At 73.3% G+C, this 17,222-nt stretch carries 17 protein-coding genes and 4 pseudogenes; 10 read left to right on the top strand and 11 right to left on the bottom strand.

Going from position 1 to position 17,222, the window contains the following annotated elements; genetic code table 11:
* Positions 1–28 precede the first annotated feature (28 nt).
* Positions 29–1,534, top strand: coding sequence for a polyprenol phosphomannose-dependent alpha 1,6 mannosyltransferase MptB (mptB, locus tag OG289_RS03550; RefSeq protein WP_327320573.1), 1,506 nt, complete (start codon positions 29–31; stop codon positions 1,532–1,534).
* Positions 1,531–2,382 (top strand): annotated as a pseudogene (locus OG289_RS03545) (glycosyltransferase family 87 protein); the annotation flags it as partial. The gene mptB and the pseudogene OG289_RS03545, both read left to right, overlap by 4 nt.
* Before the next feature lie 272 nt (positions 2,383–2,654).
* Here the strand turns inward: OG289_RS03545 and OG289_RS03540 are convergent.
* Complete coding sequence (locus tag OG289_RS03540; protein WP_327312530.1) at positions 2,655–3,899, bottom strand: D-alanyl-D-alanine carboxypeptidase family protein; 1,245 nt, start codon at positions 3,897–3,899, stop codon at positions 2,655–2,657.
* 98 nt (positions 3,900–3,997) lie between these two features.
* Positions 3,998–5,140, bottom strand: a complete 1,143-nt coding sequence (gene rho, locus OG289_RS03535; protein ID WP_327312529.1) for a transcription termination factor Rho — start codon at positions 5,138–5,140, stop codon at positions 3,998–4,000.
* Between the two features lie 487 nt (positions 5,141–5,627).
* Between rho and OG289_RS03530 the strand changes: the two genes are divergently transcribed.
* The 3 genes from OG289_RS03530 to OG289_RS03520 all read left to right on the top strand — a co-directional run bounded on the left by OG289_RS03530 (position 5,628) and on the right by OG289_RS03520 (position 7,323).
* Positions 5,628–5,975: an alcohol dehydrogenase catalytic domain-containing protein gene (locus OG289_RS03530; RefSeq protein WP_327312528.1), complete on the top strand. Its 348-nt coding sequence runs from the start codon at positions 5,628–5,630 to the stop codon at positions 5,973–5,975.
* Positions 5,972–6,124, top strand: a complete 153-nt coding sequence (locus OG289_RS03525) for a hypothetical protein (RefSeq protein ID WP_327312527.1) — start codon at positions 5,972–5,974, stop codon at positions 6,122–6,124. Before OG289_RS03530 ends, OG289_RS03525 begins: the two co-directional genes overlap by 4 nt.
* A gap of 308 nt (positions 6,125–6,432) precedes the next feature.
* On the top strand, positions 6,433–7,323 hold the full coding sequence (locus OG289_RS03520) for a hypothetical protein (RefSeq protein WP_327312526.1): 891 nt from the start codon (positions 6,433–6,435) through the stop codon (positions 7,321–7,323).
* A 67-nt stretch (positions 7,324–7,390) separates the two neighbouring features.
* Here the strand turns inward: OG289_RS03520 and OG289_RS03515 are convergent, their stop codons facing one another.
* Positions 7,391–7,798 carry a nuclear transport factor 2 family protein gene (locus OG289_RS03515; protein WP_327312525.1) on the bottom strand — a complete coding sequence of 136 codons (408 nt, stop codon included), beginning with the start codon at positions 7,796–7,798 and terminating at the stop codon, positions 7,391–7,393.
* A 74-nt stretch (positions 7,799–7,872) separates the two neighbouring features.
* Between OG289_RS03515 and OG289_RS49545 the strand changes: the two are divergent.
* A pseudogene (locus tag OG289_RS49545) lies at positions 7,873–8,434 on the top strand (PadR family transcriptional regulator).
* 5 nt (positions 8,435–8,439) lie between these two features.
* The gene (locus tag OG289_RS03505; protein ID WP_327320572.1) at positions 8,440–9,165 is read left to right on the top strand and encodes a class I SAM-dependent methyltransferase; all 726 of its coding nucleotides are present in this window, start codon (positions 8,440–8,442) and stop codon (positions 9,163–9,165) included.
* A 41-nt stretch (positions 9,166–9,206) separates the two neighbouring features.
* On the opposite strand, the gene OG289_RS03500 is transcribed toward OG289_RS03505, so the two are convergent.
* The 6 genes from OG289_RS03500 to OG289_RS03475 form a co-directional block, all read right to left on the bottom strand.
* The gene (locus OG289_RS03500; protein WP_327312524.1) at positions 9,207–10,373 is read right to left on the bottom strand and encodes a serine hydrolase domain-containing protein; all 1,167 of its coding nucleotides are present in this window, start codon (positions 10,371–10,373) and stop codon (positions 9,207–9,209) included.
* Between the two features lie 100 nt (positions 10,374–10,473).
* Positions 10,474–10,878, bottom strand: coding sequence for a nuclear transport factor 2 family protein (locus OG289_RS03495; RefSeq protein WP_327312523.1), 405 nt, complete (start codon positions 10,876–10,878; stop codon positions 10,474–10,476).
* An 11-nt stretch (positions 10,879–10,889) separates the two neighbouring features.
* Entirely contained in the window at positions 10,890–11,858 is a 969-nt protein-coding gene (locus OG289_RS03490; protein WP_327312522.1) for an acetylxylan esterase, read from the bottom strand.
* A gap of 87 nt (positions 11,859–11,945) precedes the next feature.
* Positions 11,946–12,533, bottom strand: a complete 588-nt coding sequence (locus tag OG289_RS03485; RefSeq protein WP_327320571.1) for an Rv1733c family protein — start codon at positions 12,531–12,533, stop codon at positions 11,946–11,948.
* A gap of 187 nt (positions 12,534–12,720) precedes the next feature.
* Positions 12,721–13,491 (bottom strand): ferredoxin reductase, encoded by a 771-nt coding sequence (locus OG289_RS03480; protein ID WP_327312521.1) that lies wholly within the window; start codon positions 13,489–13,491, stop codon positions 12,721–12,723.
* Entirely contained in the window at positions 13,484–14,089 is a 606-nt protein-coding gene (locus tag OG289_RS03475; RefSeq protein ID WP_327312520.1) for a sulfite oxidase-like oxidoreductase, read from the bottom strand. The genes OG289_RS03480 and OG289_RS03475 overlap by 8 nt, the downstream gene beginning before the upstream one ends.
* Positions 14,090–14,256: 167 nt before the next feature.
* On the opposite strand from OG289_RS03475, the pseudogene OG289_RS03470 reads away from it, so the two are divergent.
* A pseudogene (locus tag OG289_RS03470) lies at positions 14,257–14,520 on the top strand (alcohol dehydrogenase catalytic domain-containing protein); the annotation flags it as partial.
* 136 nt (positions 14,521–14,656) lie between these two features.
* Positions 14,657–14,728 (top strand): annotated as a pseudogene (locus tag OG289_RS03465) (GNAT family N-acetyltransferase); the annotation flags it as partial.
* Between the two features lie 215 nt (positions 14,729–14,943).
* On the opposite strand, the gene OG289_RS03460 reads toward OG289_RS03465, so the two are convergent.
* Entirely contained in the window at positions 14,944–15,405 is a 462-nt protein-coding gene (locus tag OG289_RS03460) for a MarR family winged helix-turn-helix transcriptional regulator (RefSeq protein WP_327312519.1), read from the bottom strand.
* A 214-nt stretch (positions 15,406–15,619) separates the two neighbouring features.
* Between OG289_RS03460 and OG289_RS03455 the strand changes: the two genes are divergently transcribed.
* Complete coding sequence (locus OG289_RS03455; RefSeq protein WP_327312518.1) at positions 15,620–16,453, top strand: putative protein N(5)-glutamine methyltransferase; 834 nt, start codon at positions 15,620–15,622, stop codon at positions 16,451–16,453.
* Here OG289_RS03455 and OG289_RS03450 read toward each other — a convergent pair.
* Positions 16,446–17,132 (bottom strand): hypothetical protein, encoded by a 687-nt coding sequence (locus OG289_RS03450; protein ID WP_327312517.1) that lies wholly within the window; start codon positions 17,130–17,132, stop codon positions 16,446–16,448. The genes OG289_RS03455 and OG289_RS03450 overlap by 8 nt on opposite strands.
* Between the last annotated feature and the right edge of the window lie 90 nt (positions 17,133–17,222).

The raw sequence follows: 17,222 nt of genomic DNA, 5'->3' as shown, positions 1-17,222 counted from the left end.
GGGGAGACCGGCCGGACCCGCGGAACTCATCGCCCCGGCGACGAACTCACGAGCCGGTCACACGCAGGCCGCCGCCCGGAGGGCGGAACGTCGCTCTCCGGCCACCCGGCGTGGACACCATGACGGAGTGTTGGCCAAGGCTTTCCCCATCGATCTCCGTCGCTGTCAGGTGCTGGGCCTGGCCGGCACGGCCTGTCTCGCGCTCGGCGGTGAGACGGCCGGCGCGCTGCCCGCTCGCGAGCTCCTGGCCCCGTCGTCGGTGCACGCCGTGCTCGGTCTGGTCGGCGTGTACTTCGGGCTGGTGCTGCTGACCGCGGCCTGGGTCCTCCTGGGCCGTCTGGTGCGCGGCGCGGATCCGCCGACGCCTCGCGCCCTCGTCCTGGTCCTCGTCGTCTGGGCGGCGCCGCTGCTGATCGCGCCGCCGCTGTTCAGCCGGGACGTGTACAGCTACCTGGCCCAGGGCGCCATGGTGGACGCGCATCTCGACGTGTACGCGCACGGTCCGGCCCGGCTCGGCGGTCCGCTCGCCGACGAGGTCGCCCCGCTGTGGCGGCACACCGGAGCCCCGTACGGCCCGGTCTTCCTCGCCCTCGCCGGCGCCCTGGCCGGTCTGACCCGGGGCGCTCTGTCCGCCGGGCTGCTCGGCATGCGGTGTGTCGCGGTGTTCGGGGTGGCGCTGATGACGGCAGCCCTGCCCCGGCTCGCCCGGCACTGCGGCGCCGACCCCGCCGCCGCGCTCTGGCTCGGCGTCCTCAACCCGCTGGTGCTGCTGCACCTGGTGGCCGGCGCCCACAACGACGCGATCATGCTGGGCCTGCTCGGCGTCGGCCTGGTCGCCGCGCTCGGCCGGCGGCCCGTGCTGGGAGCCGTCCTCGTCACTCTCGCCGCCCTGGTCAAGGCGCCCGCCGCCCTGGGCCTCGTCGCGGTCGTGGTCCTGCAACTGCGCGCCGGCCGGCGCCCGGTCCCGGCCCTGCTGACGACGGGGGCCGCGTCCGCCGCCACCACGGTCGCCGCGACCGCCGTCGCGGGCACCGGATATGGCTGGATAGGGGCGCTGGACACTCCGGTCTCCGGGCAGAACTGGGCGCTCACCAGCCTGCTCGGCCGCGCCACCCGCGCCCTCCTCGAGCGCCTCGGCAGTGACCTGGCGCCCCTGGCGATCCCCGTCTGGCACGTGCTGGGTCTCGCGGTGACGGCCGTCGCCCTCGTCGTCATCTGGTGGCGGCTGCGGCCGCGCCCGGTGTACGCGCTCGGTCTGAGTCTCGCCACGGTGGCCGCGTTCGGCCCGGCGATCCGCCCCTGGTACGCGCTGTGGGGACTGTTCCTCATCGCCGCGGCGGCCCCCGACACCCTGATACGCCACCGGATGGCGGCCGTGGCGGGGGTCCTCGCCCTCGCCGTCCTGCCCGACGGCGATCCCGCCGACACGGGCCGCCTGGTGCTCGCCGTGTCCGGCGGAGCGCTGGCCGGGGTCGTCCTGTGGCAGGCCCATCTCGCGGCACGGACGCCGACCGCTCTGGGGCGTCCGGCATGAGAACGATCGCCGTCCGGGGTGTGAGACCGCCGCGCACCGAACGCGGCCGCCTGCTGCTGCTCCTCGCGCTCGCCGCCGTGGTCGCCGTCTTCACCGCGACGGTTCCGCTGCTGCGCGACTGGTTCGACCTGCGCGTCTACTACGGCACCGTCAACAGCTGGATCCACGGCGGAGGCCGCGTCTACGACTATCGGGTGCCGGGCACGTCGTACGGCTTCACCTACCCCCCGTTCGCGGCCGTCGTCATGCTGCCGATGGCGCTGGTCGGCCTTCGCACCGCGATCCTCACCGCTCTGCTGCTCAACCTGGCGGCGCTCGCCGTGGTCGTCCGCGTGCTGGTCGGGCCGCGGTGGCGGCGGTACGGCTGGTACGGCGCCGGCCTCGCCGCCTGCGCCCTCGCGCTGTTCGAACCGTTGCGTGACACGTTCAGCTTCGGTCAGGTCAACGTGCTGCTGCTGGCCCTCGTCCTGGCCGACGCCTGGCTGCTGGCGACCGGCCGGAGCCGCTGGGCCGGCGTCGGTATCGGCCTGGCGGCGGCGGTGAAGCTGACGCCCGCGCTCTTCATCGGCCTGCTGCTGGTCGCCCGCCGTTGGCGGGAGGCCGCCGTGGCCACGGCGGTGGCGGCCGCCGCCACCGGGTTCGCGGCCCTGGTCGCCCCGGACGCCTCACGCTTCTACTGGACGTACGCCATGTGGGACACCACCCGCGTGGGCCGCCTCGACTACGTCTCGAACCAGTCGCTCCAGGGCGTCCTGGCCCGGCTGGGCGTGGAGAGCCGGGCCGTCTGGGCGGCGCTGGTCCTGGTGGTGCTGTGCTGGTGGGCGGGGCGGGCCAGGCGGGCGGTGGCCGCGGGGGCCTGGCAGGCGGCCTTCGCGCTCACCGGCCTCACCGCCTGCCTGGTCAGTCCCGTCACCTGGGTGCACCACCTGGTCTGGCTGCTGCCGTCCTTCGCCGTGCTGATCCGCGCGGGGCACGCACGCGTCGCGGGCGCCCTGTACGCGGTGCTGTGCACCAGCGTGGTGTGGCTGTGGTTCCACGACGCGTCCGGCGTCGACGGCTTCCTCGGCAGCAACATCTACACCTGGATCACGCTCGGGCTGCTGGTGTGGCTGCCGGTCGGTCACCTTCCGGAAGGACGGCGGCGCGCGAGCCGCAGCACGAGCGCCACGGCTGCCCCGCCCAGAGCGGCGACGCCCGTGACGAGTGCCGCCTCCGGCCAGCCCGGAGCGTCGTCGACGGCGGTCGCGGCGGCGACGGGCACCGACGCGGATCCCGGGGCCGGTCCCGGCGCGGGGACCGGCCCCGGCTGAGGACGCGGGCGCGCCCGCAGCGCGTCCAGCGAGCCCACCGCGTCGACGCGCCCGGCGGCCGCGAACCCCCAGTCGAGCAGCTCGCGCGCCTCCTCGTAGACGGCGAACCCGCCCCCCGCCTGAGGGTTCATCACCGTCACCACGAGGGTGCGCCCGCCCCGGCGGGCGGCGGCGACCAGGGTGTTGCCGGCGTTGCTGGTGTAGCCGTTCTTGATCCCGATCAGGCCGGGATACGGTTCGACGCCGTTCGCCCCGGTCAACAGCCGGTTGGTGTTCGCGATCTCGTACGACCGGCCCTCGTCACCCGGGAAGCTCGCCTCGGCGGTGCCGCAGTACCGCGCGAAGTCCGCGTTGCGCAGCCCCGCCCGCCCGAACACGGCCAGGTCGTACGCCGACGACACCTGGCCCGGGGCGTCGTACCCGTCGGGGGACAGCACGTGCGTGTCCCGGGCGCCCAGGGACCGTGCCTTGGCCTGCATCCGGACGGCCGTGGTGCGCCAGCCTCCGCTGAGCGCCGCCAGGACGTGCACGGCGTCGTTGCCGGAGTTGAGGAAGACCCCGCGCCACAGATCGGCGAGTTGGTAGGTGTGTCCCTCGGCGACGCCGACAAGGCTGCTGCCGGGGCCGATGCCCATGAGCTCCTCCTCGCTCACCCGGTGCCGGATCCCGCCGGGCAGGACCGGCAGCACCGTGAGGGCGAAGAGGGTTTTCAGCGTGCTGGCGGGGGGCAGCCTGCGGTGCGCGTTCGAGGCGGCGAGCACCTCGCCGGTCCGTGCGTCGGCCACCAGCCACGACAGGGCGGAGACGTCCGGGACCTCGGGGGCGCCCCGGTGGGGCCTGACCTGCGTGCCGGAGCGGTACAGCAGGGACGGCAGCGGCGTCGTCACCCGTGGCCGGCCGACGCTGCCGGCGCTGCTGGGGCTGCCGGGTCCGCCGGGCGCTCCGGGGTCCGCGCCGGCCGGGGCGGCGACCGCGACGGGCCCCAGGGCCAGAGCGCCTGCCACACAGAACGCGCAGGCCGCCACAGCGGCCCGGGAAGAGAATCCGATCGTCATATGATCAACGTAGGAATGAAGGTGGCGTTCCCCGTGCTGCCCGTGCCGAACAGGTACGCGTGAGCACCCGGATGCCGCACGTTCCGCGTCGGGCGGCGTCAGGCGACGGGCAGCGTCGGCTGGATGCGGCGCAGGAAGGTCGCGTTGTCCGGGGTCGCGCGCATCCGCTCCAGGAGCGTTTCCAGGTTCGCCTGGCCGTCCCGGGTCTGCAGGGCCCGACGCAGGCCGCGCGTGGCCGTCAACTCGCCGGGGGAGAGAAGGAGTTCCTCACGGCGGGTGCCGGAGGTGTTGATGTCGACGGCCGGGAAGACGCGACGGGAGGCGGGTTCGCGGTCGAGGCGGAGCTCCATGTTGCCGGTGCCCTTCAGTTCCTCGAAGTAGAAGCCGTCTGCGCGGGAGCCGGTTTCCACGAGCGCGGTGGCGAGGATCGTGAGCGAGCCGCCCTCCTCGGCCGCACGCGCGGCGCCGAAGAACCGCTTGGGGCCGATGAGCGCGGTGGCGTCGACCCCGCCGCTGAGGGTGCGGCCCCCGGCGGCGGCCGCGTTGTTGTGGGCCCGGCACAGCCGGGTCAGTGAGTCGAGGAGGATCACGACGTCCTCGCCCGCCTCGACGAGCCGCTTGGCCCGCTCGACGACGAGTTCGGCGAGGGCGATGTGCTGCTTGGGCGTCCGGTCGAACGTCGAGGCGTACACCTCGCCGCGCACGGAGCGCCGCATGTCGGTGACCTCCTCGGGCCGCTCGTCCAGCAGGACGACCATCAGCCACGCCTCGGGATGGTTGCCGGCGACGGCGGCGGCGATCTGCTGGAGCAGCACGGTCTTGCCGGTCTTCGGCGGGGCGACGATCAGTCCGCGCTGGCCCTTGCCGACGGGAGCGATGAGGTCGGCGACCCGCCCGGCGAGCCCGGCCGCCGGGTGTTCCAGACGGAGCCGCTCGTGCGGGTGGAGGGGGGTGAGGTCACGGAACTGACGGCGAGTGCGCAGTGCGTCGGGCGTACGGCCGTTGACGCGGGCGACCTCGGTCAGGGCGCGCTGGGTGCCGCGCACCCCTTCGACGAGGTCGCCCTTGCGCAGGCCGTGACGGCGGATCAGCGCCGCCGGGACCTGGAGATCGGCGGGTGTGGGCATGCAGTCCGCGGAACGCAGGTGTCCCTTCCCGCTCGCGTCGATGTCGAGGACACCGGCGGCGACCCGGGCCGGAGGCTGCTGCTGCACAGGGGGGTGTTCGAGAGTGGTGGTCATGGTGGTCGGTCCTTTCACGGACGGAGGGCATGAGGCATGCGGAGAAGGGGGGAGCAGCCGCGAAGGGAGGGCGCAGGGCGCGCCTCGGGCGGCGGGAACAGCACCTCGGCCACGGCAGAGCTGAACCGCTGGTGAGGTGGTGCGGGAAAGCCGTCGCACCGGCCGGAGACGGCGGGTGATGCGGCGAACTGAAGAGGAACTGGCACCGGCGCCCTGACATGGGGCGTACACAAGTGCTGTCGGCACTGTAGCACGCCGGTCCGTTCCGATGATGTCAACGCGCCCAAGGCATTGCTTGTTCCACGCGGCTCGCAGCCGCTGCTACGGGTTCGGCCGCCGCAGGGAAGAACTCCGTAAAAGGCCCCGGTTGGGCGGACGCGACGGCCGGAAGGCACGGGACGAGACGACGGGAAGGGCATGCCATGCGCGCACTGATCGTGGACCCCGAGGCGCCCGGACGGCTGCGCCTGGGGGAGGCGCCGGACCCGTGCCCGGGCCGGGGCAGGTTCTCGTGGAAGTCCGCCACACCTGGCTCAACTCGGCCGAACTGTACTTCGCGCGGCAGGGCCGGCCGGGTGAGGTGATCGGCTTCGACGCGGCCGGGGTCGTGGTGGCGCCGGCGTCGGACGGCACCGGTCCGGCGGCGGGCAGCCGGGTCGTGGGGTTCGGTGCCGGTGGCGGCTTCGGCGCGCTGTGCGCCATGGACGTGATCGATGTGGCCGTGGCCCCGGACGGAGTCGACCTGGGCGAGGCCGCGACCCTGCCCGTGGCGGCGGGCACGGCCCTGCGGGCCCTGGAGCAGGCGGGCCCCTGCTGGGCGGCCGGGTCCTGGTGACCGGGGCGTCGGGCGGTGTCGGCGGCTTCGCGGTGCAACTCGCGGCGCTCGGCGGGGCCTACGTGGTCGGTGCGGCCGGGTCCGAGGAGGGGCGCCGGTGGGTGGTCTGGCTCGGGGCGGCCGAGACGGTGGACGCGGTGGGGGGCTGACGGAACCGGTCGACGTCGTCGTCGACACCGTCGGCGGCGACCGACTCGCCGCCGCCTAAGCCGAGTTGGCTGCGCGTCCCTGGTGGGCGCGCTGGTCACCCTGCTGCTGGTGCGGAAGAACACCGCACGGGCCGTGGTGGGGGCGCAGGCGCAGACGGCGTCCGTCCAGCCGCTGCACGCGGAGCGCGCACACAGGGGAGGCCGGGCGGAAAACCCGGCCTCCTCGATGTTTACCGGACATGTCCCCGGAGGGTAACGATCCGTGACAGCAGGGGACTTGACCGTCAAATCTGCCTTATCTTCACGACATGTCCACGCCGCCTCAGCCTCCGCAGCAGCCGGAGCAGCCGTCCGAGGCGCCGGCCCAGCCGAGCGCGTACCCCTATCCGCATCCGCAGTCGCCGGTGCCCGGCGGGCCGATGGGTTTCCCGCCGGCGGCACCCGCGACCCAGGCCGGCCAGCAGAGCGTCTATGCCCAGCCGACCCTGGTCGGGCAGCCTGTCCAGCCCCAGCCCGGCAATCCGTACGCCCAGCCGGGGCCGTACCCCGTCGTCGCCCCGCCGCCCACCGGGGGCGGCGGCGCCGGACGGGCGGTCCTGTGGGCCGTGGTCGGCGCGGTGGTGGCGTCGGCCGCGTGGGCGGCCGGTGTCTTCCTGATCGGCACCGGAGCCGATCCGGACCTGCGCGGCTACACGGCACCGTCGAACCTGTGCAACGCCACCGACTACTCCTCCTTCAAGGAGGAGTACACGGAGAACGACAGCGCCCCGACCCACAACAGTCTCGAGGACGACGCCCTCGACGAAGGGCTCTGCAACCTCAGCCTGAAGAAGTCCGGGTCGAGCTACGCGGACGCGTACCTCTCCGTCCAACTGGACCGGCACAAGAAGACCGACCCCGGCCCGGAGTTCACCGCCACCTGGAAGAACTACGCGGACAGCCACACGGGTTACGACGTGGAGACCGTCACGGGCATGGGCGACGAGGCCTATCTCGTCAGCGACGACACCACGTCCGGTTCGTCGAGCGGTTCCCTCTACGCCACGCTCGCCGTACGCGACGGCTGGGTGACCTACACGATGAGCTACAGCGCCTACTACTCCTCGTACAGCGACGACACCGATCCGCCGAAGCTCGCCGAGGTCTCGGACTGGCTGAAGGCGGACACGAGGACGACCCTCGGGGACCTCAGGGACTGAGGTCCGGCCCGGGGTCCACGCGCGGCGGCAGGCCCGTGTAGATGTCAGCGGTCGGCCGGGCCTGACGTCAGGAGGCGGAGGCCGACCGCGCCTCCGCCTCCTTCAGGATGTCGCCGAACTGCGCGCCCATCGCCGCCGCGAGGGCCTGCGCACCCGACAACGGGCGCACCATGACGGTGAGTTCGTCGATGAGCCCGTCCTCGTTCAGATGGATGAAGTCACAGCCGGTCAGTTCCCGCTCGCCCACCCGCGCCGTGAAGACCAGCGCGTGGTCGCGCCCGCCGCCCCCGCCGAGCTCCCGCTCGTACCGGAAGTCCTCGAAGACCCGCACCACCCCGCGCAGGATCGCCGCGGTGATCGCCTTGCCCGGGTACGGCTTGAACACGACCGGGCTGGTGAACACCACGTCGTCGGCCAGCAGCGCCTCGACGGCGTCGAGATCGCCGGCCTCGACCGCCTCACGGAACGCGCGCATCGGATCACCTCATCGCTAGTAAAATTATTGAGTAGGTGCAGATGAGAATAATCGCCTACTGCCACAGTGTCCATATGTCCCTCAAGTGCGCCGTCCTGGCCGCCCTCCTGGAGGGCGAGGCCTCGGGCTACGAACAGTCGAAGGTCTTCGACGTCTCCCTCGCGAACTTCTGGCCCGCGACCCCGTAGCAGCTCTACCGCGAGCTGGTGCACCTCGCGCAGGACGCACTGACCGAGGCGCGGGTCGTGCAGCAGGAACGCCGGCCCAGCAAGCGGATGTTCACCCTCACCGGGGCGGGCCGCGAGGACCTGAGCGCCTTCGCTGCGACCCCGCCCCGCCGCCCCACCGCCATCCGCGACGAACTCCTCGTCAAGATCCAGGCGATGGACGCCACCGACCCCGAGGTGACCCGCTCGCTGATCGAGGAGCGCGTGACCTGGTCCCGCGCCGAGCTCGACCGCTACGAACGGGTACGCGGCCGCCTTTTCGGCGGGCGCACCGAGGACGAGTGCCTGGGCGAGGCCGACCGGATCGGCCCCCCTGACCCTGATGGGCGGCATCGCCTTCGAGGAGACGAACGTGCGCTGGTGCGAGCACGCCCTCACGCTCCTGAAGCGGCGGACCGCCGTAGGCTGACACCGATGTTCAGTCCCGAAGGTCCCACCCTGCGCGAGCTCGCCGTCCAGGCCCTGTCGTCCGTCGAGCACGGCTACGACCTCCTCGCGCCGAAGTTCGATCACACCCCCTTCCGCACCCCGGACTCCGTCCTGGACGCGGTCGCCTCGGCCCTGAAGGAGTCCGGCCCGTACGAGGGCGGCCTCGACCTGTGCTGCGGCACCGGCGCCGGGGTCGACGTCCTGGCCACCGTGTGCCGGAGCGGCGTGACCGGGGTCGACTTCAGCGCGGGCATGCTCGACGAGGCGCGCGGGCGGAGCCGTCCGGCGGGCCCGCGCGTTTCCTGGGTGCGCGCGGACGCCCGTGCCCTGCCGTTCACTGCCCGCTTCGACCTCGTCGTCAGTTTCGGCGCCTTCGGTCACTTCCTGCCCCGCGAGCTGCCGGGCCTGTTCGCCCAGGTGCACCGTGTGCTGCGGCCGGGCGGATGCTTCGCTTTCCCTGTCGTCGCGCCGCCCCGGCCGTCCTCCCCGGTGTACTGGATGCTTCTCGGCTTCGACGCCGTGATGCGGGTGCGCAACGCTCTGTGGCGGCCGCCGTTCGTGATGTACTACCGCGCCTTCCGGCTCGGCGAGGTCCGGCGCGAGCTGGAACACGCCGGGTTCCGCGTGCACCTCCGCACCCTGCCCGAGTTCGGGACGAGGAGCGACGGAAGCCCACGCGTCCGCATGGTCGAGGCGCGCCGGTCGGACTGAGGCGACGGCCCGGGTGCTGCTGGTTCCGGCACCCGGAGTGGTCACAGCGCGCTGTACAGCGCGTCCACCAACGCCGTCTTTCGCGGGTCGTCGGCGATGTGCGGCCCCATACGGTTCATCACGTACCCCAGCGACACCCCCGCCTCCGGATCCGCGAGCCCGCAGGAGCCGCCGAAGCCGTCGTGTCCGAACGCGCGCGGGTTGGGTCCGTACGATCCGTTCGGGCCGCTCAGCCACAGCCCGAGCCCGATCTCCGTCTCGTGCCCGAGCCCGGCCCCCAGCACCACGTCCCGGCAGCTGCCCTGCCCCTCCCGCACTCGCTCGGCCGCCTCGGGGGACAGGACGCGCCGGCCGCCGTACGTGCCGCGGCCGGCGAAGATCCCGTACAGCGCGGCGACCGCCCGCGCGGTGCCGTGGCCGTTCGCGGCCGGGATCTCCGCGGCCCGCCACCGCGGCGAGTTGGCCTCGGTCGCGCCCACCACCGGGTTGGCCAGGGCGGCGATGGCCGCGGGCGCCAACTGGCTGAAGATCGCGGCCTGTTCGCTGGAGGAGGCGGCCGGCGGATGTGCCAGCTCGGCCGCCCGACCGGCCTCCTTCTCCGCCAGCCCGATGGTGAAGTCGACGCCCAGCGGGCCGGTCACCTCCCGCTCCAGAAAGGCCCCCGGCAGCAGCCCCGACACACGCCGTACGACCTCGCCGACCAGGAAGCCGTAGGTGAAGGCGTGATAGCCGGACCGGGTGCCCGGCTCCCACCAGGGCTCCGTGGCCGCGAGGCGCGCGGTGGTGAGTTCCCAGTCGTAGAGCTGCTCCAGCGAGTGCGGCTCGCGCAGCCCGGCGAGGCCCGCGCGGTGGGACAGCAGATGCCGCACGAGCACCCGCTCCTTGCCCGCCGCGGCGAACTCCGGCCAGTACCCGGCCACCGGCGCGTCGAAGTCGAGCTGCCCCCGGTCGGCGAGGATGTGCGCGCACAGCGCCGTCGGCCCCTTCGACGTGGACCAGACATTGACCAGCGTGTCCCGCTCCCACGCGCGTGTGCGTGCCGGGTCGGCCCAGCCGCCCCACAGGTCGGCCACCGTCACGCCGTCGACCGTGACGCTCACCGCGGCGCCCAGCTCGCCGCGGTCGCGGAAGTTCTCCTCGAAGGCGGTGCGCACCGCGGCGAACCGTGGGTCGCAGTGGCCGTGAACCTGTGGCACGCGCTCGGACATGGGGCCTCCGTGGTCCGCCGGGACCCCGGACCGCGACGGTGCGGCCCGGGCACCCCGAACGTACCGACTGGTCGGACTGGAGGGAAGCCGCCCGGCAGGGTCACAGGAGGAAACGGCGCCCCGCCGGTTCCTCGTGCCCCTCGGCCGTATGCCAGTAGTCCCGTGTCTCGACCGCCAGCCCGGCGCCGTCGAACCGGACGAAGACACAGCCGGCCAGCGTGACAGCCGCCCCGTCCTCCTCGGACAGCACCCGGAACTCGGCCACCGCGACGCCGTCCCCACCGACGACCGGAGGTGAGAACCGCACCTCGATCACCCGCTCCGCCGCGAACGACCAGCGCAGATAAGCCGCCAACTCGCCCCGCCCCCGGTGAGGTTCACGGAACGGCATCGAGCGGTGGACGCAGGCCTCGGCGTACAGCTCCAGCAGTGCCTCCACGTCGTGCGCCGCCCAGGCCCGCTCCCACACCCGCACGAACCGCTCGGCGGCGGCACCCGTCTTCACCGGCCGGCCGCTCAGGCGTACGAGCGCAGCCAGCGCAGCTTGGCCGCCTCCTGGTAGGGGCCGCCGCCCTCGTGGTCGTTGAAGTCGTAGACCTCGATCGCCTTGTCCTCGTGCGCCCACGCGTTGAAGGCGGCGAACACGGTCGACGGCGGGCAGGTCTGGTCCTCCAGGGCGGCCGAGAACAGGGAGGGGGCCGAGCCGCGGGACGCGAAGTGCACGCCGTCGAAGTACGACAGGGTGCGCAGCGCGTCCTGGGCGCGGCCGCGGTGCGTCTTGAGGAACAGGCCGATCTCACGGTACGGGTGACGGTCCGTCAGCGTCGTGGCGCGCGGGAAGTCGCACAGGAACGGCACGTCCGGGGCGATCGCCACCAGGTCCGGCACCAGTCCGCCCACGGCGATCGTGATGCCTCCGCCCTGGCTCCCGCCGAGCGCCACCGTCCGCGAGGCGTCGGTCAGCGGGTGGGAACGGGCCGCCTCGATCGCCCGCACCGCGTCCGTGAACACCCGGCGGTAGTAGTAGTTCTCGGGGGCGTCGATGCCCTGGGTCATGAAACCGGGGTACGAGGGTGCACCGCCCACCGGGTCCGCCGTGCCGCCCCCGCCGCCCCAGGCGCTGCCCTGGCCGCGGGTGTCCATGAGGAAGTGCGCGCGGCCCGTCGACGCCCACAGCAGGTGCTCGTGCGGCAGACCGCGTCCGCCGCCGTAGCCGAGGAACTCCACGACCAGGGGCAACGGTTCCGCGGCTGCGGCCGGCAGCGTCAGCCAGCCCCTCACAGGGTGACCGCCGAACCCCGCGAACGTCACGTCGTACACCTGCACCGTGGCCAGGCCCGTGTCGACCGGCTCGAAGCGGGCGTCCAGGTCGTGCTCGCGGGCTTCCTGGAGGGTCTTGGACCAGAACGCGTCGAAGTCCTCGGGCTCGGTGGATGCGCTGCGGTACTCGTGGAGCTCTTCGAGGGACAGGTCGAACAGGGGCATGAAGGACCGCCTTTTGTTAAGTGCCCGTACGAATGATCACACCGTACGTGGGCGACGGGAGGCCTCGCCAGACCCTGATCAAGAGGTTCAGGCGGGCCTGCGCCGGGTCCACTGCGGCTCCGTGCGAGCCCACTCCCGCTCCCACTCGCCCAGCCGGTGCCGCATCGCCACCCGGCGGACGACGGCGTGCCCGAGCAGCACCGTGGCTGCCGTACCGCCCGCCGCGCACGTGCCCATGGTGAGGGCGTGCTGCCACACCATCGTGTCGTTCGGCGGCGGGGAGACGCTCCGCCCCCGGGCGTCGAACCAGACCTCCACCACGTCACCCCGGTGCGTGCCCTCCGGAACCCTCGCGGTGGCCGTCCGTGCCTTCTCAGCCGGTGGCGTCCAGCGCACCGTCACGCGGTAGGTCCGTTCCCGGACGCCGTCCGCCATGGGCAGGGTGTCGGGAACATGGCCGACGACCTCGGCGTGCACCCGGTGGCGTTCGGCCCGCTGCTGGGCCGCCACCGTCTGGGCGTCTTCATAGGCCCACCGGCCGGCGAGCACGCCGGCCAGCGGCACGGCGACCAGCAGTAGCACAGCCGCGACCAGCGCCGTCCATGCCTCCACGACGTCCGCCCGGCGCCGCAGCGGATTCTTCCGCCAGCGCCAGCCGCGCACCCGGGTTCGCATGTCGACCTCCTCGCCGTCACGCGTACGAGTGCCCACATGAGTTTCGTACCCTGTTCGGAGTACATCGTTTCACGCATCGTTCACGACGGCCCCTCGGAAGGGCGCGGGAAAACACGGAAAGGGCGGCGGGAGGGCGGGAGGGCGGGTCGGGGGAGGCGGTGGGGCGGACAGGCCGCGGGGGAGGGTGTCAGCCGAAGCGTTCGATCCGGACGCGATCCACCGGCTGCCCGGCCTCGACCAGCAGCCGCGAGGCGTGCTCGGCGAACCCGTTGGAGCCGCACACGTACGCCTCCCAGCCGCCCGCCGGCTGTTCCGCGAGCAGCTGAGCCACGTGATCGGCGGTGAGCCGGCCCACGGGCACGCCCGCCGGAGCGCTCCGGGTGAACACGGGCGTCGTCTCCGCCCCGTACTCCCGCGCGTAGATCAGTTCCTCGGGGCCGCGCGCGGACACCAGCAGCCGCAGCGGCACGTCGAGGCCGCGGGCCCGGTGGTGGCGGACCATCGACATCAGCGGGACGACCCCGGAGCCGGCGCCGATCAGCAGCGCGGGCCGGTCGCCGGGCCAGGCGAAGAAGCCGCTGAGCGGGCCGCGCACCTCGACCTCGTCGCCCGCCTCGGCGACGGTGTGGAACCAGCCCGACACCTCGCCGCCGTCCACGTGGTCCAGGGTCAGCTCGATGTGCCCGTCGTCGTCGGGCGCCGAGGCGATCGAGTAGTGCCGCTGGGCGGTGTAGCCGTCGTCGGCCGTGAGCCGCAGCATCAGGTGCTGGCCGGGCAGGTGACCCGCCCAGTCCGGCACCGCGAACCGGAAGGTGGCCGCCCACGGGGTCTCGCGGCGGATCTCGGTGAGCGTGGCCGTCTGCCACACGGCGGCGGCCTGGGTGCTCACGGCGATCCGGCCCGGCACGGCGAACCGGGTCGGGGGCGTGAAGGTCGGGGCGGTGAAGGTCTCAGTCACCGGAGTACCTCTGCTCCTGCCAGGGGTTGCCCCGCGCGTGATAGCCGTTCTGCTCCCAGAAGCCCGGCTCGTCGTGGTCGAGGAGACGCAGGCCCGCGATCCACTTGGCGCTCTTCCAGAAGTACAGGTGGGGCACCAGCAGCCGCGCCGGACCGCCGTGCTCGGCCGCCAGGGGCTTCCCGTCGTACTCCCAGGCGATCCAGGCCCGGCCGCCCGTGAGGTCGGACAGGGGGAGGTTTGTGGTGTACCCGGTGTGCGAGTACGCGATGGCATGGGTCGCCGGCGCAGCGGGCCGGACGGCCGCCAGGAACGCGTCCAGGGACACGCCCCCGAACCGCACGCCGAACTTCGACCAGCTGGTCACGCAGTGGATGTCGCCCTCGTACGCGGACTCCGGCAGCGCGTGCGCCTCGTCCCAGTCCCACGTGCGGGGCGCCGCCACCAGCCCGTCGACGCGGAAGGTCCAGTCGGCGGGCGCGAGGTCGGGCGTGACCTCGGCGGACAGCACGGGCCAGTCGTCGCCGGCGTCGTACTGGCCGGGGGGCAGCCCCGGATTGAGGACGCGGGGGCGCCCGGCGAAGCCTCGGGTGACGTTCATGCGGTTCCCACGTGAGGGCGGCGGATTCTTACGGGGTTCACCGTACGTGCAAGTCAGCGGTGTTCCGCACCGGGGCCGCCCGCCGGTCATCGAGCCCGTATCAACACTCCCGAGGGCTGGTAACAGCCGCCCGCCTCCCCGCCCTTGCACGTGTCGTTCCGGATCCAGTGGTCGAGCGGTCCGGCGCCAGTGAAGGAGAGGGGGGAGCAACGCCGAAGGCGTACCTCTTCACCCGGTGAGCGGCCCGGAGACCGAGGCGCTCGTCGACCTGGACCGCCCCCGGCCCGGGCCCGGCAAGGTGCTCGTCGCGGTGCGCGCCGCGGGAGTGAACCCCGTGGACTGGAAGCGGCGCACGGGTTACCGGCGCCCCGGCGAGACGGGTGAGCGCGTGTTCCCCTCGCCTCCTGGGCGACGAGGTGGCCGGCGTCGTGGGAGGAGCGTGGCTGCCGCGCCCGACCCGGAGGCGATCCGGCTCGGCCCCGCCGACGTACCCGAGCACCTCCGCGCGGGGGCCGGCGAGCGCCGCGAGGTGACCCCGCCTTCCGTGGCCGGGGCCCGGCGACCCGCCTGATCCTCGCTGTCGCCCACGGCATCCACGAACGCGCCGAGTCCCCCTTCCCGCACACCGGAGCCGGCAACACGAACGTCATCCGCCTCTACGATTCCCTGCTCTTTGGCCTGCGCCGCAGAACGACGTTCCTGCAGCACGGGTGCCGCAGCGGCTGGGGGAGGGACGGGAGGCTGTGCCGGTGGTGCAGGCGGCGACGCGAAAAGGGTTACGGGCTCGTGGCGCGCAGGTGTGGGGCTGCCAGACGTGCCACGACCCGAACTCACCGACCGCGAAGTGGGGGTGGTCACGGGGCTGCCGGGGGGAGTCGGTCGCTCTCGGCTGCGGGGCCGTTCCAGGCGTTGTACCGCACCAGGTACTCCGCGAACCGCTCCAGATCCCCCGCCGGCCACTGCGTCAGCCGTTCCCGGAAGGCCGTGCGGCGGCTCTCGGTGACCTGGGCGAGGATGCGGCGTCCGGCGTCGGTGAGGTGGAGGACGTGGACGCGGTGGTCCTCGGGGGCCTGGCGCCGTTCGATCAGGGCGGCACGCTCCAGGGCGGAGACCTGGCGGCTCACCGTGGACTTGTCCAGGGCGTAGTGCGCGGCGAGGTCGGTGGCCCGGCAGCCGCCGCTCTCCTCCAGATGCCCGAGGAGCGTGTACGACACCAGCGACAGCTCGGGGTGCAGCCGGCCCGCCGAGGCGCGGGCCCGCCGCGCGAAGATGGTCATTTCCCGCTGGATCGTCTCCACGGCCTCGGCTGCTTCCACTGGGACTCCCTCACTTGCCTAGTTGCATAGTACAACTGGAGGTGGTGGGGTAGGGTGGCCGTCCGGTTGCGGAGGATCCCAGCCGTGCGAGGCGAGGAGGTGAGACCCATTACCGCAGTGTCAGGTCGGGTGCTCTCACCTCGTGTCGGCGTGGACCGCCGCCCGTAGGCGAACGCGAGAGCGCCCTTCGGCTTCCGAAAGGCTTCTCGGCTTCATGCCCTCCCCTCTTTCTCCCTCTTCGTCTCATCCGTCGTCGTCCTCGTCGTCGCCCTCTTCCTCGACCCGTGACGGCCTCGTCGCCGTCCTGCGGGCCGCCGGCTGCGTCTTCGCCGAGGACGAGGCGGAGTTGATCCTCACCGCGGCCCGGACCCCGGAGGAGGCCGCCGCCATGGCGGAGCGCCGCGCTGCGGGTCTGCCGCTCGAACACGTCGTCGGCTGGGCCGAGTTCCACGGTCTGCGCGTCACCCTCGAGCCGGGCGTCTTCGTGCCCCGCCGCCGCACCGAGTTCCTCGTCGACCAGGCCCTGGCCGCGGCGCCGCACGCCTGTGTCGTCGTCGACCTGTGCTGCGGATCGGGCGCGGTCGGCGCCGCCCTCGCCGCCTCCCTGGGGCAAGTGGAGCTGCACGCCGCGGACATCGATCCGGCGGCGGTGCGCTGTGCCCGGCGCAATGTCGCCGGTCACGGCGGACACGCCTACACGGGCGACCTGTTCGAGGCACTGCCCGGCCAACTGCGCGGCCGTGTCGACATCCTGGCCGCAAACGTCCCGTACGTCCCCACCGGCGAGGTCCCCCTGCTGCCGGCGGAGGCCCGCGAGCACGAGCCGCTCACCGCTCTCGACGGCGGCGGCGACGGACTGGACGTGCTGCGCCGAGTGGCCGCCGAGGCGCCGCACTGGCTCGCCCCGGGCGGCTGCCTCCTCGTCGAGACCAGCGAGCGTCAGGCCCCGGCCGCCGTCGAGGCGTTCACCCGCAGCGGCCTGGCGGTGCGTCTGGCGCGGGACGAGGAGCTGTACGCCCACGTGGTCGTCGGCACCAGGGTCAGGTAGCGGCGCCGCTGCCCGTGGGGCTGGGGGAGCGGTCGTTCCCGCGGTCCCACGGGCCGTGCCCCGGGAAGCCGCCGTGCCGGTCGCCCGGGCCATGGTTGTCGAAGGCGCCGGACAGGACACGCTCGGCCGTATTCGTGTCGCCGGAACGGGTCCCGACCACGTACACGGTGTCGGCCTTCTTCAGCGCGCCGGCCCCGGAGCCTGAGGCGCCGTCGGACAGTACGGAGGTGTCCGAACCCACCGTCCACGTCCACGAGGTGCCGTCCTCGCTCTTGACGGTGACACGGTCGTCGTTCACCTTCTCCACCGTGCCCCGCTGCCACACACGGACGACCCACTTGCCGGTGTCGGGGTCCTTGACGGTCGCCTCACCGTGCACCGCGTCGCCGCCCGGGCCGAACCACGGGCCGCCGTGGCCGTGCCGCCCGCCGGGCCCTTCGGAGGAGGACGCGGACGGTGACGTGGAGGGCGAGCCGCCGTCCGAGCCGTTCGTCGCCGCGTACGCGACGGTGCCGCCCAGCGCCAGGACGGCGACGGTCGTGGCCGCGATCAACGCCCGCCCGCGGGCCGACCGCCGCTGCCACAGTGCGCGCGGGTCGGCGCGTTCCCGTTCCTCGTCGACCGGTCCCGAGAGCAGTTCGACCTCGTGCGGCCCTTCCGGCCTTTCCGGCTCCTGCATCACGGCTCACCCTCCTCGGCCACGACGGCGGCACCACTGCCACGCCTCACTGTGATTGTCCGAGGTGCCCGGTAAGGAACAGGTAACAGA

Origin of the sequence: Streptomyces sp. NBC_01235, from assembly GCF_035989285.1 — a bacterium.
In the GTDB taxonomy this organism is placed as follows: Bacteria; Actinomycetota; Actinomycetes; order Streptomycetales; family Streptomycetaceae; genus Streptomyces.
Note: the sequence above shows the minus strand (reverse complement) of the source record. Positions and strands in the feature narration are given on the sequence as shown.